The following is a 13,699-nucleotide window of genomic DNA, read 5'->3' on the forward strand; positions in this document are numbered from 1 at the left end:
GCATGCTCGCACGCCCGGTCCCTCATCGCTCAGTCAAACGTGCTGACCAGGCAGAACCGTTTCTTCAGGGTCGGCGTCTAGGCGGACCGAGGGCCGTCGAGCTCGTCGATCGTGGCGAGTGACGGTGGTTCGGTGCGGCGCAGGCTCGTCGAGACGTCCTCGACGTCACGCAGGACACGCAGTGCGTTTCGCCAGGTGAGGCCGGCCAGATCGGTGGTGGACCAGCCTCGGCCCATGAGCTCGGCGATCAGGTTGGGATAGCCCGAGACGTCCGGCAACCCGTCGGGGGTGGATCTGGTGCCGTCGAAATCTCCGCCGATACCGAGATGGTCGATTCCGGCGACCTCACGCATGTGGTCCAGGTGGTCGGCGACGTCGGCCACTGTGGCGACCTGCCGAGGCTTACGCCGGGGCAGGATGAACCGCGGCACGAAGGTGACCATGGCGATGCCACCGTTGGCGGGTAGCCGGGTCAGCACGTCGTCGGGGATGTTGCGCGGATGCGGACAGAGGGCGCGCGCGGACGAGTGGGAGAAGATCACCGGCGCCCGTGTCGCCCCGAGCGCGTCGCGCATCGTGTCGGCGGAGACATGGGACAGGTCCACCATCATGCCCAGACGGTTCATCTCGTGAACGACCGCGACGCCGAACCGGGTCAGCCCGCGAGCGACCGGCTCGTCGGTGGCGGAGTCCGCCCACCGCACGTTGTGGTTGTGGGTGAGGGTCAGGTAGCGGACGCCCAATGTGTACAGCGCGCGGAGGGTACCCAGCGAGCAGGCGATGGAATGCCCGCCCTCGGCGCCGAGCAGGGAGGCGATCCGTCCGTCGGTTCTGGCGTCGAGGACGTCGGCGGCTGAGCGTGCCAGCCGCAGCTGGTCGGGATAACGCTCCGCCATGGCGTGAACGCAGTCGACCTGTTCCAGCACGGCGGCGACCGCGGCGTCCCCGCTCAGCTCGGCGGGGACGTAGACCGACCAGAACTGCGCGCCGACGCCGCCGGCACGCATTCGGGGCAGGTCGGTGTGCAGGTGCCCGGACTGGTCGGTGGCGATGTCACGCAGGCTGAAGTCGTAGCCGACCTGCTTGCGCAGCGCCCAGGGCAGGTCGTTGTGCCCGTCGATCACCGGATACTCGGCCAGCAGTGCCTGGGCCCGCGCCATCAGCAGCGGGTCGGCCCGGTAGGTCATCCGGTTCCCTCACCAGAGGCGAGCGCCCTACCCACCGGAGACTTCGGCGAGGTGCACACGGTCGGGCCGCTGGGTGTGGCGTCCCAGGTGCTCGACCTTGGCGACGAACGGAGAGGTCATCGCCTGGACGAGGGCGCCGTAGGCGACGCCGAAGGCGAGCTCGTCGCCGACGGCGACGAGATGGTCCCCCAGCTCGACGACCAGGTGGTCGCTGCTCATCCCGAGGATCGTGATGCCGTCGGGAGGGCACAGACCGTCGAGTTCGACGTCCTGACGGCCGAGCGCCAGGATCGCCTGACGGACCGTGCCGATGCCGGTGCGGACCGGCGCCTCGCCGTAGGCGGCCTGCGCACGGTCTCCCCAGGGCTGAGCGGGTTTCGTGGCGACCTCGATGACCTCGGCGATCAGGGTGAAGGCGTCCGTGTGCAGGCCGGCGATCGGTGTCCGGTGCAGTGGGTCGACGCCGAGGAGAATGGCTTCGCCGAGCCGGAGCTCGTCGATCCTGCCGACCGCGCCCGTGCTCAGTGCCCAGCCGAGGTTGGCGGAGTTGCCGCCCGAGACGGTGCCGAGTGAGATCCCGTGCAGCGCCTCGATGTCGTCCACGAGGCCGCTGAGGACACCCATGTTCCGGTCGTCGGGTACGACGCCGTTCTGGCAGGCGAGGTTGGCGCCGAGCCCGACGAGCCGCAGCGACGGATGGTCGAGGACGACACGCGCGGCGTCGGCGGCGTCGTCGGGAGCGATGCCCTCACGCAGGTCGCCCAGCTCGATCATGAGCACGATCCCGTGCGTCCGTCCCGCGCGCAACGCCGCACCGTCGAGGGCGGCCAGCACGACGGCCTCGGTGTTCAGGCTGACATCGGCGACCGCCACCACCCGTCGTGCCTGACTGAGCATGGGCGAGCGGATCAACGTCCGTGATGCCGACCGGCCGGGTCCCGCCAGCCGGGTCAGGTTCGGGACCCGGGAGTCGCCGAGGCCCGAGGCACCGCCGCGCAGCATCGCGGCGCCGATCTCGGGCGATCCCAGCACGGCCTTGGTGACCCCGGTGACCCGGATGCCCGTGGGCATCAGCCGGTCGACCAGCGAACGGGTGTTCTGTTCGAGCTTGTCGAGATCGCTCTCGATCCGCGGCGCGGTCACCCGGGTGTGCTCGTATCGGCCGTCGTGGCGAGTGCCGGGAACGCTGCCAGCACCATGTCCACCAGCTCCGACGCGGGCCGGGTCAGCGGGTCGGTGACCGGGAGGCCGAGCTGGAGGTGATGCTCGGCGATCGCGGTGTCCAGCTCGTCGGCGGTCATCTCCTCGTGGTTGATCGTGACGCCGATGACGCGGGTGTCGGCGAACGCCTCGATCAGCGCGATCTCGCTGGCCGCGGTCGGCATCGGCACCATCGGGAAGTCGCCGAGCATCCTGCGCTTGGGAGCGTGCTGGACGATCACGCCGGCGGGACGGCTGCCCCGCACGATGTGCGCCGAGGTCAGGTAGGCGGGGTGGCTGAGCGCGCCCTGTCCCTCGACCACGATCACGTCGGGGTCCTCGTTCTCGAACGCGGCGACGACCTGGTTCTCGACCTCACCCGAGCAGAACTGGGGGACCAGCGCGTCCAGTGCGACGCCGTACTTCCCGCCCTGGATCAGGGTGGTCTGACCGGTGCCGACCATGACGGCCCTGATGCCGTGCGCGTTGAGTGCTTCGACCAGCAACGTGGCGGTGGTCCGCTTCCCGATCGCGCCGTCCGTGCCGAGGATCGCGATCCTCGGGCAGGTCACGTCCACGATCCGGCCGGAGAACAGGTGCAGGTCCCGTTTGGCCTTCGGGCGACGCACGTCGGTGATGGTGACACCGGCGATCACGGCGGCCGCGACGAACTCGGCATCGTCGTTGAGGAACTCGTGCAGCCCGTTGATGATGTGCATCCCGCGCGCGATGCCGTCGAGCAGCACGATCCGCTGGTCGTCCGACAGCAGCCCGTCGGCGGGCGCGAGCCCGCAGATCAGGTAGTCGGGTACCCGTCCGGCGTGGGCGAGGCACTCGACGAGCGACGCCAGCACCGGGATGCCGTTCGCGGTGCCGTCCAGGAACTGCCCGGAGTCGACGCCGGCCCGGAGGCTGTCGATGACGCTCAGGACCTCGTACTTCTCCGAGTGCCGCACCAGCCCGTTGGCGGTCTTACCGTCCTGCTCGCCGAACTGGCCCTCGCAGTAGACGACGGCGGTGGAGCCGGTGGGCAGGGTGAAAGGAACCGCGGGAGCCCTCGACCCGCTCTGGGTGGGCGCGTCGAGAGAAGGGGAGCCATTGCTGAGCGACGACATGAAGTCCTCTGAGAAGGCTCAGAGAAGGCGACGGGATCGTGGCGGGGCCGGTAGGCCCAACGTTGCGCGAGTGGTCTGCCCTGAGGGACGGCAAAGTTGCCGACTCGTGGAGCCTACCCGGTCGGTCCCGCTCCATACCCCGTGTCGATTTTTTCCGGGAGATTCTGGAGGGTGACCTGTGTCTCCCGGGACAGGATGGGGTAGCTGAGGTTCCGTGTGCGCGTGCGCCGTCGAGATGGTTCGTCCGTCGTTGTGATGATCGTCGGTTGTGGAAGTAAGTCGCTCTGCGTGTCAGGCGAACGCGGGCAGTAGGGTCGCTCTTGTCGGCGCAAGCAGAGATTTCGGGAATCCTGGCGGTGGTATAGGTCGTGGCGGATAGGACCATCAGGCCGGAATCCGACCGCAGGCAAGGCGGGCCGCCGACGGAAGGCAGCGCGCGTTCTCTGTTGTTGACCGTTCTGGGCGAGTTGGTCGTCCCCGACGGCAAACAGGTGTGGACGGCGTCACTGCTTTATGTGCTTCGTGGGCTAGGAGTATCGGAACAGACCGTCCGGCAGGCGATCATGCGCGCATCCGACCGGGGCTGGATCAGTGGCGAACGGGTGGGGCGAAACGTCTGCTGGTCGGTTCAACCCGTGGTGATGCAGTTGCTCGACGAGGTCACTCAGCGGGCCACCTCACTGAGTGACAGTGCGGAGAACTGGGACGGTAATGGCATATTCCTGAATGTCACCATCCCGCAGGACCTCAAGGGCGTCCGGAAACGGTTGTACAGCGCGCTGGGCTGGGCAGGATTCGGCAGCCCCTTCCCTGGGCTGTGGACCAATCCGCACGTTGATCGTTTGGACGAGACCAGGGCGATCATCGAGGAACTGGGCCTGCGCGATTCGTCGATCGTGTCGATCGGACGATTGACGGATGCGGGCCTCACCGCCCCGGAGATCATTGAACGGGCCTGGAATCTGGACGGCGTCGCCGATCGGTACGCGAAGCTGCTCGACACCTATGAAGGCCTGGAACCCGAGCCCGGTGACGAATTGTTGTTCCGATATCTGGCGCTGGTCGACGAGTGGCGCAAGTTTCCCGAGATGGACCCGCAGCTGCCGCCGGACGTCCTGCCGAACTGGATCGGCCGCCGGGCCGCCGAGACCTTCGCGACATTGCGCGCGAGATGGGGCCCTGGCGCGCGCACACGCTGGGAAGAGGTAGTGCGAGCAACGGAACCGAGCTCCCGCTCATGATCACCACCGCCTGAGGGCTGATTGCACGGCGTGAAACAGCCCTCAGGCGGTGATGATCATGGAGGTGCTAGGTGGCGACGGGGGCGGTCTCGGCGGTGGTTGCCACGGCTGGTCGGCGCTGCAGGACCGGGAGGAAACCTGCTGCTCCCCGGACCAGCAGGCCTGCCAACACGATGCTCAGGACCGTCGCGCCGGCGGTGATGGCGGTGTTCGGCTCGGCCAGATGGATGGCGATGATGACGGGCCAGCCGGCTCCGAAGTTTCCCCCGAGGAACGTGCACGGAAAGATCACGAACAGCCAGAGCAAGGTGACCGGGCGACCTGACATCCGCTGCCGGAGCAGGGCGGCCGCGATGGCGAACGCAACGACCTGAGCGGTCTCCAGCACGCCGATGACCAGCGGGTACTGGAAGATGCGCAGGGTGTGTGGGCCCCAGTAGGCGTAGGCGCCACCGTTGATGCCGATCATCTCGAACACACACGACATGAGCAGCTCGGTGCCGGCGAAGACGCCGAGCCGCTGCCGGGTGAGCGTGCCCTGCCAGGCACTACGGGTGATCAGGATGGCCGCGCTCGCGTAGAGCACCGCGTAACCGCTGTGCGTCCACAGCGGTTGAGGGATGTCGAACGCGGTGAAGTGCGTCGCCATGCCCTCGGTCGAGTAGAAGTACAGCATCATCGCCGTGTCGTAGAGCGGCTCGACGAACGCGCCGACCATGGCCGCGAGCACCAGCAGCACGTAGAACGGTGTGCGCTCGCGCCGGCCGAGCTGCACAGCGAACACCAACAGGACGGCGGTGAGCACCCAGCTTCCGTAGAGCAGCACGCCCTGGGTTGTCAGGTTGAGCGGGTGATCGACCGGTGGCAGCGGCATGGCTTGGGTGACCATGACGCGCTAGAACAGGGAGCCGAGGACGGAGCTGCCCTTACCGTCCGGGTCGCCGTCGTAGGAGTAGTCGTGGTCGTAGCGGTGGTCGTACACGTTCTTCTCCTTGCACTCGTCCCGGCCGGCGGTGTTCTCGTTGCCCGCGCCGCACTGGGCGAGTGACGAGTTCTGGTTGGCGTTGGACGCCGAGTTCGGCCGGGTGTCGTCGTGGTAGTTGTGATCGATGTCGGAGTCGGTCCCGCTGCCCGGTACGTCCGGGTACTCGTCGTTCCGAGTGGGCATGGCGGAGCTGCTGGTCGGCATCTCGAACGTGTGCAGGCCCTGGGCGGTGCCGGGGGTGGCCGCGACGGCCGTACCGGAGAACGCGGCGCCGAGCGCGGCCGCGCCGATCACCGTGGCGGTGATCTCCAGTGTGCGACTTCCTGAGAAGTACATGATTTCCTTCCGAACGGATTGATCGGGGTTATCCGACGAAGTAGTAGGTCAAGATCATTCCGGTCACCGCGACGGTCCAGGCTTCGAAATAGATCCGCCAGGCACGCGGTGCGTGGCGCACCTCCATGAAACGGAGGATGACCATGCGGATCTTGTACGCGGCGATGAGAAAGATTCCGACGGTGGCCACCAGGGGAGCGAACGCATCCTTGGAGAGCATCCAGGTCGAGATGATGGTGGCCACCATCAGAATCGCCCAGACGATCGTGATGGGGTTCTTGGCGATCGGCATGGGTTACCTCATGAGATACAGCAGTGGGAAAAGCATGATCCAGAGCAGGTCCACCATGTGCCAGTAGGAGACGACACTCTCGAGGAAGACGCGATTTCCGCCGTCGAAGGCGCGAGCGCGCGCCTTGGTCCATACGATGGCCAGGAAGACGTTCCCCACTATCACGTGAACCAGGTGGATACCGGTCAACGAGAAGTACCACATGAAGAAGTCGTTGGTCATCATCGAGATGCCGCCGGACAGCTTCCCGGTGTACTCGATCGCCTTGGACGCCATGAAGGCGATTCCGCAGAGGAACGCCCCCATGATGAGGCCGGGAATGCGTGCCGGCTGATCCTTCTTGGCCGCATCGACGGCGAGCGCGGCGAACCACGAACTGGTCAGCAAAATCAACGTGTTGATTCCGCCGAAATTGTAGTCCAGGGCGTGCCGGGACGCCTCGAACAGTGCTGGGTTCTTGTGCCGGTCCTGCATGAACGAGTTGAACAGAACGGCGAAGATGACCATGTCCGCGGCAATGAAGACCCAGACGCCCTCCAATCCTGGAAGGCGCCTGGACTTCACGCGGTCGGTTGCTACCACTCGTCGGGCTCTTTCTCGGTCGATGACAGCTCAGTCGACGTGAGCGGGACGACCGAGAGCGGCGGCTGCTTCGTCCTCCGCCTTGAGACGTGGAATGGCCTTGATGATGTAGAACGACAGCGACGGGCACCAGATGAACCAGGTGAAGAACGCGATCCAGAAGTTGAAGGAGCCGTTGAACGCGAACGGTCCGGTCGTGACGAACGGGATCAGGCTCACCGGGAAGAACGAGGCGAAGGTGACCCAGCCCCACCAGCTGACCCAGGCCGGGACCAGCGGCTTCTCCCGCTTGTCGCGCATGAAGACGATGCTGATCGCGGCGATCTGGAACGACGTCACCATGTAGGCGAGGTCGATCAGCAGCCAGCCGAACCAGTAGAGCATGTGCATGATCTCGGGTGAGAGCGCCTGGACCTCGTGCGCGGCGGTCAGCCAGATCGCGCAGGCGGTCATGATGGGTGCGGCGGTGATGGTCGCGCCCATCATCTCGATGCTGGCCAGGTGGCTGTCGCCGGTGTGGACCCGGCGCATGACCTGTGAGATCGCGCAGCCCCACGCCATGTAGAACGACGTCACCGTGAGGCAGACCGACATGCCGATCATGATCGACGTCGAGTTCTGCAGGTAGTGCTCCTTCACCTCGACCGCGCTCGCGGCGGGGGAGAAGGGCGGGATGTTGCCGGCGAGGATGCCCCAGAACACGACGAACGTCCCCATGAAGATGGGGCCGCACCAGGCGAGCATCTTCCAGGTCCGGTAGTCGACGACCAGCGGACCGACCTTCACTGAGCCCGACGGTCCCGCCGCGCCGGTCAAGGGTGGTGCCGGTGTGGCACCTGTATCTGCGTCCGTTGCCATGGATCGATCTCCTTACGTGCCGGAACCCGGACAGAAATATGACATAGAAAGAAACCGTATTTCCGCGCCTGTAGGCTGTCAAGGGTTCGATCTGTGACAGGTAGAGACATCACCTAGCTGGTTATGTAGGCGATGCGCGGAGCGAATGTGACCCAGGTTTCACTCACTGAGAGTGAGCAAATGCCAGTGAAATCCTTGTGGATCTTCCGGACGCTCAGGCTCTGATCATGTGGTTCTGGTGTCGTAGGTGCAGATCAGCTGGTCCCGAGCTTGTCGTCGAACCTTCCGGGCCGACAGCGGAAAGTAGTCGCTCGACCCGGAATCACGCGGTGTGGTGAAGTCGAGAAAGTAAACAGTCACCGTCACTTGGTTGCTGTCGTTGTAGGTGATGCAGGGCACGGAGGCGGTTGCCCTGACCACGATTTTGTTGATCTTGAGCTCGAGCGCGGAATCGACGCGGGCTCGGCTGTGGACCGAGGAGGTCCCATGGCGGAAGCGGGAGAACGCACAGTGCATCTGGGAACTGGGCAACTGGGAACAGACGGGCGAGGTGGGCGGCCATGACGGTCCAGACCGGTCCACCGGGCTCGGGCGGTTCGGGTGCCGCTGTCGAACGCGGCCCCGAGCTGGCGGAGGCGATGCCCTCGCGCGTGCGCGGTCTGCTCGTCGAGGTGGGGCAGGTCGGTCAGCTGACCGCCGCGCTGTTCTCGACGGCCATCCGCAATCCACGCGGGTACTGGGCGGACACCTTCGAGGAGATGTACGGCCTGCTCCGGTTCTGCTACATCTCGGTGTTGCTGTGCGTCGGTGGTTTCTGCTTCCTCATCGGTAACTACGCGTACAACATCCTGACCCTGGTCGGTGCGCCGAACCGCCTCGGCTTCTTCTTCGTGTTCGCCACCGCCCGGGAGATCGCGCCGTTCTGTACCGGCATGGCGGTCGCCGGCGTCATGGGTACCGCGATGACGGCCGACCTCGGCGCTCGCAAGGTCCGTGAGGAGCTCGACGCGCTGAAGGTGCTCGGCGTCGACATGGTCCGCGCGCTCGTTCTGCCCCGTGTCCTGGCGATCACGATCATGACCGTCGCGTTCGACCTGGTCGGCATCGCGATCGGCACGGGCCTGGCGGCGCTCGCCGGATGTGCGATCGGCATCGTCTCCTACGGCGCGTTCTTCTCGGTGTTCCTGGCGAACATGACCGCGCCCGAGCTCGCCGGAACAGTCATCAAGACCTTGCTGATCGGATTGTTCATCGGAATTGTCTGCGCTCAGAAGGGCCTCAACTCCAAGGGCGGCGCCGAAGGTGTGGGGCGGGCGGTGAACCAGGCGGTCGTGTTGTGCTTCGCGGCCGTGTGGATCGTCAACTTCATCGTCAACGCCGTTCTGCTCGGTTTGAACCCCGACATTCTGATCAACCGATGAGAGAGGCTGCGCTGTGACTGTTGTCGACGACCGGAGCACTCAGTCGGATGATCAGCCGGAACCGAACGGAAATGGTGGAAGCCAGGCCCTCGGCGGTTATGGTGAGGGACAATCCCTCATTCGTGACGTCGGAGAGGCCGCGCTGTTCGCGGTGCATACCGTGCGCACTCTTCCCAGGGTTCGTAACTATGTGTCGGAAATCTTCCGCCAGATCGGCATCCTGGTTCTCTCCAGCTACGGAATCATCCTCTTCATGGAGGGGATTCTCGCGGCGGAGATCTCTCTAGAGGGCCATTACCTGCTCAAACAGCTGGGTGCCGGCAGCTATACCGCGCTGTTCGCGGCGGTGTCCGACTACACGGTGGCCCCGGAGATGTGGGGCTGGGTGCTGTCCGCGAAGGTCGGTTGCGGCCTGGTCGCGGAGATCGGCTCGATGCGGATCAGCGAGGAGATCGACGCGCTGGAGGTCATGGGGCTGGACTCGATGTCCTACCTGGTCGGTACACGGGTGCTCGCCATGGTGATCTTCACGCCGTTCATGTTCGTCTCCAGCACCGGCTTCATGTACATCGTGAACTACTTCCTGAACGTGACGGTCTTCCAGAGCGTCTCCAAGGGTGGCTATCTCTCGGTGTTCTGGTCGTTCCTGACTCAGCGCGACATTCTGCTGTCGCTCACCGCGGGTGCGGTCATCGGCCTTTCGATCGTGCTGGTCGGCTGTTACTACGGCTACACCGCCAAGGGCGGCCCGGTCGGCGTCGGTAAGAACACCGCGAAATCGATGATCATCAACCTGATCATCGTGAGCGTGGTCGGGGCGATCTTCCAACAACTGTTCTTCGGTGGTTTCGCGCGCGCGCCCATCGCGCACTAAGTCCGATCCACATATCCAGACTCGTCAGAAAGGGACACCGTTGTCTGAATCAGGGAACCACGGTGACATGGGTCGGCACCGGCCGAGACAGAATTCCGACCAGGACGGCGACGGCGACACACAGGTGATGCCGGCCCAGGGGCGCGGGCGAAACCTGGTCGCCGCCGAAGACGAAGTGCACACCGTGCAGGTCAAGAACGTCCGTAAGGCGTTCGGCAACTTCAAGGTCCTCGAAGGTCTGAACCTGAACTTCGTGGACGACGCGGTCACCACGATCCTGGGCCCGTCCGGTACCGGCAAGAGTGTGCTGCTCAAGCACATCGTCGGCCTGCTCGCCCCGGACGCCGGTGAGGTCATCGTCTTCGACCAGGACATCTGGAAGATCAGCGAGGTCGAGCGGCAGGAGCTGCGCAAGAAGTTCGGCGTGCTGTTCCAGGACGGCGCGCTGTTCGGCTCGATGAACATCTACGACAATGTCGCGTTCCCGCTGCGCAAGCACACCAACAAGCGGGAGAGCGAGATTCGGGACATCGTCATGACCCGTCTCGAGGAGGTCGGTCTGGCCAAAGCCATCCACAAGGCACCCGGCGAGGTGTCCGGCGGTATGAAGAAGCGCGCCGGATTCGCCAGGGCGCTGGTGCTCAACCCCAGCGTCGTCATGTTCGACGAGCCGGACTCGGGCCTCGACCCGGTGCGTACCGCGCTGCTGAACGAGCTGATCCTCAAGATGCACGAGGAGCACGGCGGCACGTACGTGCTGGTCACCCACGACATCTCGACGGCGCGGCGGGTCAGCGACTACGTGGGCGTGCTCTGGAAGGGACAGCTCGTGCACTACGGGCCGTCCGAGGAGGCCTTCAACTCGCCGGACCCGTTCGTCCGCCAGTTCCTGTCCGGTCAGCCGGCCGGACCGTTGGGGATGGACTAGATGAGCCAGGGACTGACCCGAGGCCGCATGCTGGTCGGCGCGGTGATCGCGGTGGTGGCCCTCATCGGGGGCTGGGCACTGTTCTCCGCGCAGAGCGGATACCAACTCAAGTTCGTCCTGCCCTCTGCCGCCCAGCTGCCGGAAGGTGCGCCGGTGCTGATCAGCGGACAGCAGGTGGGACGGATCACCGAGCTCGCGGTGCAGGACGGCAAGGCCGTCGCCACCGTCAGCATCTCCGGTTCGGCCGTGCCGCTGCACGAGGGCACCACGTCGCGCGTGGAGTGGTTCTCCGCGCTCGGTGAGCGCTTCCTGACGATCATGCCGGGACCGGCGAACAACGCGGCGATCCCGAGCGGCTCCCTCTACCAGGCCCAGGCGGGCCAGATCGAGGTCGATCAGGTGCTCGCGGCGCTGGACAAGCCGACCCGCGACCGGTTGAGCTCGGCGTTCGCCCAGCTCAACGGCACGGTGACCGGCAAGGAACCCGAGCTGAACCAGACGTTGAAGACCGCCGGACCGACCGTCCAGGCGCTCGGCGACGTGCTGGCCGGAGTCGGCAAGGACGGGCCGGCGATCAAGGCGCTGGTCAAGGAGCTGCACGAGGTGATGTCGGTGGCGTCGGACCGGCAGGCCCAGCTGCGCGGCGTCATCGGTGACCTCACCGCGTTCACCGGCACCACGGCGGCGCAGCAGCGTCAGCTGAACGCCGGGCTTGCCGAGCTGCCCTCCACCCTGCGGGCGACGCGCGACACATTGGACAAGGTGCACCCGGCCGTCGAGGCGACCGTCCCGCTGCTGCACGACCTGGAGCCGGCGACCGACAGGTTGCCCTCGGTCGCCAGGAACCTGAGCCCGCTGCTGGAGGACCTCCGGCCCTCGGTCAAGGATCTGCGGCCGACGGTCGAGGCGCTGCGGGACCTGCTGCACCAGACACCGGACCTGCTGGACACGGCGCGCGACGACCTGCCGACGCTGACCGACATGGCCGGCAAGTACGGCCCGGGCGCCGCGTTCCTGCGGCCCTACACACCGGAGTTCATCGGCTGGATCACCGGCTGGGGCATGGCGTTCTCGCACTACGACTCCCAAGGCCACGTGTGGGCCGGCCTGTTGGCTCCGGGCAGCAACGCATTCAACGAGAAGGTCGGGCCCAACCTGCCCGGATCGCAGCCCCGCGCCGAACCCAAGCCGGGTGAAGCGGTGGGCCAACCCTGGGAGGACGCAACAGTGGACGCGGCCGGCGGTGGTGAGCGATGAGCGGGAAACGATCAGGACTGATCCGATTCGTCGGGATCGTGGTGGCCGTACTGGTGGTCGGCGCGATCGCCGGGGTCGTCATGAACACCGGGGACAACAAGAACGTTCAGATTTCGGCCCAGTTCAAGGACGCGTTCCCGATGCAGATCGGGAACGAGGTGAAGATCGCAGGTGTCGCGGTCGGCTCGATCAGCGACATCCGGCTCGACAACGGCATGGCCAAGGTCGTCATGGACGTCAAGACCGAGGTACTGCCGCTGCACACCGACGCGAAGGCGACCATCACCACCCAGGACCTTCTCGGTGAGCGCTACATCGCGCTGGACCGGGGCAGCGCGGGCGCGCCGCTCATGGGCCAGCCGGCCGAGATCCCGACGCCGCAGACCAACCGCGACGTCGACCTGCAGGAAGTGCTCAACTCGGTCGACACCCCGACGAGCGTCGCGCTGGCCGGGATGATCAGCACGACCGGTCAGGGACTGCACGGCAACGGCGAGAAGACCGCCTCGGCGATCTCCGCGCTGCAGCCCGCGCTGCACCAAACCGACCAGCTGGTCGGCATCCTCAACCAGCAGAACGCGCTGCTCAACCGGCTGGTGGACAACGCGTCCCCGGTCGCGGCGGCGGTCGCGGCGGACAAGGGCCAGCGACTCGATCACCTGGTGGGCTCCACCACCCAGACGCTGTCCGTCGTCGCCTCCCGGCAGCAGGCACTGCGCGACACACTCGCGCAGCTGCCCAGCTCCATCGCCAGCGCGCGACGGACGCTCGCCCAGGTTGCGGGGGTGTCCGACCCGACGGCGAACACCCTGGAGTCGATCCGGCCGACCACCGACGACCTCAAGGACATCAGCGGTGAGCTGCGGCGGTTCTCCGACGCGGCGGACCCCGCGCTGGCCTCGCTGCCGCCGGTGCTGGACAAGGCACAGCGGCTCCTCGACGAGGCACGACCGGTCGCCGAGCAGCTGCATCACGTGGGTGGAGACCTGCGCGGCGTCTCCGACGGGGCGAACGGCCTCGTCATCAACGCGCTCGACCTGCGGTTCTCCAACCTGATGGAGCTGCTCAAGGGCTGGACGCTGGCGACGAGCGACTACGACTCGGTCAGCCACTACTTCAAGGCGATCCTGCCGAACACCCCGAAGACCGTCGGCCAGCTGGGTGCCGGGCCGGTACCGAACGCCCCGGTGGCGCCGGTGCCGTCGGTTCCGCTGCCGGTCGGACCGCCGAAGCCGCGCTTCGACGAGCTGGGCAAGCCGCTGACCCCGCCGAACTCGGCGGAACGCCCCGGTGACCCCGACACCTCGTCGTCCGGTCAGGGCGCCCACGGCGGACCCGCCAAGAAAGACGGAGCGACCGGGCTCACCCCGGGGCAGGAGAACAACATGATGGACCAACTCCTGGGCGGGGGTCACTGAGCCAT

General features: G+C 66.2%; 15 protein-coding genes. 6 read left to right on the top strand and 9 right to left on the bottom strand.

What is annotated here, in order from left to right:
- Positions 1-77: 77 nt before the first annotated feature.
- Genes G406_RS0123760 through G406_RS0123770 form a run of 3 tightly spaced genes read right to left on the bottom strand, consistent with a single transcriptional unit; the run spans position 78 to position 3,502 of the window.
- Positions 78-1,187 carry a dipeptidase gene (locus G406_RS0123760; protein WP_028935686.1) on the bottom strand — a complete coding sequence of 370 codons (1,110 nt, stop codon included), beginning with the start codon at positions 1,185-1,187 and terminating at the stop codon, positions 78-80.
- Positions 1,188-1,214: 27 nt separating this feature from the next.
- On the bottom strand, positions 1,215-2,330 hold the full coding sequence (locus G406_RS0123765; RefSeq protein ID WP_028935687.1) for an alanine/ornithine racemase family PLP-dependent enzyme: 1,116 nt from the start codon (positions 2,328-2,330) through the stop codon (positions 1,215-1,217).
- Entirely contained in the window at positions 2,327-3,502 is a 1,176-nt protein-coding gene (locus G406_RS0123770; protein WP_084216344.1) for an N-acetyltransferase DgcN family protein, read from the bottom strand. Before G406_RS0123770 ends, G406_RS0123765 begins: the two co-directional genes overlap by 4 nt.
- A gap of 368 nt (positions 3,503-3,870) precedes the next feature.
- Between G406_RS0123770 and G406_RS0123775 the strand changes: the two genes are divergently transcribed.
- Complete coding sequence (locus G406_RS0123775) at positions 3,871-4,743, top strand: PaaX family transcriptional regulator (protein WP_084216345.1); 873 nt, start codon at positions 3,871-3,873, stop codon at positions 4,741-4,743.
- A 67-nt stretch (positions 4,744-4,810) separates the two neighbouring features.
- Here G406_RS0123775 and G406_RS0123780 read toward each other — a convergent pair whose 3' ends face one another.
- From G406_RS0123780 to G406_RS0123805, 6 genes are all read right to left on the bottom strand, one after another.
- Positions 4,811-5,632, bottom strand: coding sequence for a hypothetical protein (locus G406_RS0123780; RefSeq protein ID WP_051342573.1), 822 nt, complete (start codon positions 5,630-5,632; stop codon positions 4,811-4,813).
- A gap of 6 nt (positions 5,633-5,638) precedes the next feature.
- A complete protein-coding gene (locus G406_RS0123785; protein WP_028935691.1) occupies positions 5,639-6,064 on the bottom strand; it encodes a hypothetical protein in 426 nt (141 codons plus the stop codon).
- Between the two features lie 28 nt (positions 6,065-6,092).
- A complete protein-coding gene (locus G406_RS0123790; protein ID WP_028935692.1) occupies positions 6,093-6,356 on the bottom strand; it encodes a cytochrome C oxidase subunit IV family protein in 264 nt (87 codons plus the stop codon).
- Positions 6,357-6,359: 3 nt separating this feature from the next.
- Positions 6,360-6,938 (bottom strand): cytochrome c oxidase subunit 3 family protein, encoded by a 579-nt coding sequence (locus tag G406_RS0123795; protein WP_028935693.1) that lies wholly within the window; start codon positions 6,936-6,938, stop codon positions 6,360-6,362.
- Between the two features lie 30 nt (positions 6,939-6,968).
- On the bottom strand, positions 6,969-7,724 hold the full coding sequence (locus tag G406_RS0123800; protein ID WP_028935694.1) for a hypothetical protein: 756 nt from the start codon (positions 7,722-7,724) through the stop codon (positions 6,969-6,971).
- A 297-nt stretch (positions 7,725-8,021) separates the two neighbouring features.
- Positions 8,022-8,312, bottom strand: a complete 291-nt coding sequence (locus G406_RS0123805) for a hypothetical protein (RefSeq protein ID WP_028935695.1) — start codon at positions 8,310-8,312, stop codon at positions 8,022-8,024.
- Positions 8,313-8,356: 44 nt separating this feature from the next.
- Here G406_RS0123805 and G406_RS0123810 point away from each other — a divergent pair, with 44 nt between their 5' ends.
- The 5 genes from G406_RS0123810 (at position 8,357) to G406_RS0123830 (ending at position 13,694) form a co-directional block, all read left to right on the top strand.
- The gene (locus tag G406_RS0123810) at positions 8,357-9,217 is read left to right on the top strand and encodes an MlaE family ABC transporter permease (RefSeq protein ID WP_084216346.1); all 861 of its coding nucleotides are present in this window, start codon (positions 8,357-8,359) and stop codon (positions 9,215-9,217) included.
- Positions 9,218-9,407: 190 nt separating this feature from the next.
- Positions 9,408-10,091, top strand: coding sequence for an ABC transporter permease (locus G406_RS0123815; RefSeq protein WP_211241249.1), 684 nt, complete (start codon positions 9,408-9,410; stop codon positions 10,089-10,091).
- Positions 10,092-10,218: 127 nt separating this feature from the next.
- Complete coding sequence (locus tag G406_RS0123820; RefSeq protein ID WP_037078641.1) at positions 10,219-11,019, top strand: ABC transporter ATP-binding protein; 801 nt, start codon at positions 10,219-10,221, stop codon at positions 11,017-11,019.
- Positions 11,020-12,276: an MlaD family protein gene (locus G406_RS0123825; RefSeq protein WP_156935129.1), complete on the top strand. Its 1,257-nt coding sequence runs from the start codon at positions 11,020-11,022 to the stop codon at positions 12,274-12,276. It begins immediately after the preceding gene.
- Positions 12,273-13,694: an MlaD family protein gene (locus tag G406_RS0123830; RefSeq protein ID WP_028935700.1), complete on the top strand. Its 1,422-nt coding sequence runs from the start codon at positions 12,273-12,275 to the stop codon at positions 13,692-13,694. Before G406_RS0123825 ends, G406_RS0123830 begins: the two co-directional genes overlap by 4 nt.
- Positions 13,695-13,699: the final 5 nt, after the last annotated feature.

This window comes from Actinospineispora spinosispora DSM 44797 (assembly GCF_000429025.1).
In the GTDB taxonomy this organism is placed as follows: domain Bacteria; phylum Actinomycetota; class Actinomycetes; order Mycobacteriales; family Pseudonocardiaceae; genus Pseudonocardia; species Pseudonocardia spinosispora.

What these genes read in the sequence shown, in the direction of transcription:
- G406_RS0123760 (WP_028935686.1), bottom strand. Translation starts at nt 1,187, where the DNA reads ATGACCTACCGGGCCGACCCGCTGCTGATGGCGCGGGCCCAGGCACTG.
- G406_RS0123770 (WP_084216344.1), bottom strand. Translation starts at nt 3,502, where the DNA reads ATGTCGTCGCTCAGCAATGGCTCCCCTTCTCTCGACGCGCCCACCCAG.
- G406_RS0123780 (WP_051342573.1), bottom strand. Translation starts at nt 5,632, where the DNA reads ATGGTCACCCAAGCCATGCCGCTGCCACCGGTCGATCACCCGCTCAAC.
- G406_RS0123785 (WP_028935691.1), bottom strand. Translation starts at nt 6,064, where the DNA reads ATGTACTTCTCAGGAAGTCGCACACTGGAGATCACCGCCACGGTGATC.
- G406_RS0123790 (WP_028935692.1), bottom strand. Translation starts at nt 6,356, where the DNA reads ATGCCGATCGCCAAGAACCCCATCACGATCGTCTGGGCGATTCTGATG.
- G406_RS0123805 (WP_028935695.1), bottom strand. Translation starts at nt 8,312, where the DNA reads ATGCACTGTGCGTTCTCCCGCTTCCGCCATGGGACCTCCTCGGTCCAC.
- G406_RS0123810 (WP_084216346.1), top strand. Translation starts at nt 8,357, where the DNA reads ATGACGGTCCAGACCGGTCCACCGGGCTCGGGCGGTTCGGGTGCCGCT.
- G406_RS0123820 (WP_037078641.1), top strand. Translation starts at nt 10,219, where the DNA reads ATGCCGGCCCAGGGGCGCGGGCGAAACCTGGTCGCCGCCGAAGACGAA.
- G406_RS0123825 (WP_156935129.1), top strand. Translation starts at nt 11,020, where the DNA reads ATGAGCCAGGGACTGACCCGAGGCCGCATGCTGGTCGGCGCGGTGATC.
- G406_RS0123830 (WP_028935700.1), top strand. Translation starts at nt 12,273, where the DNA reads ATGAGCGGGAAACGATCAGGACTGATCCGATTCGTCGGGATCGTGGTG.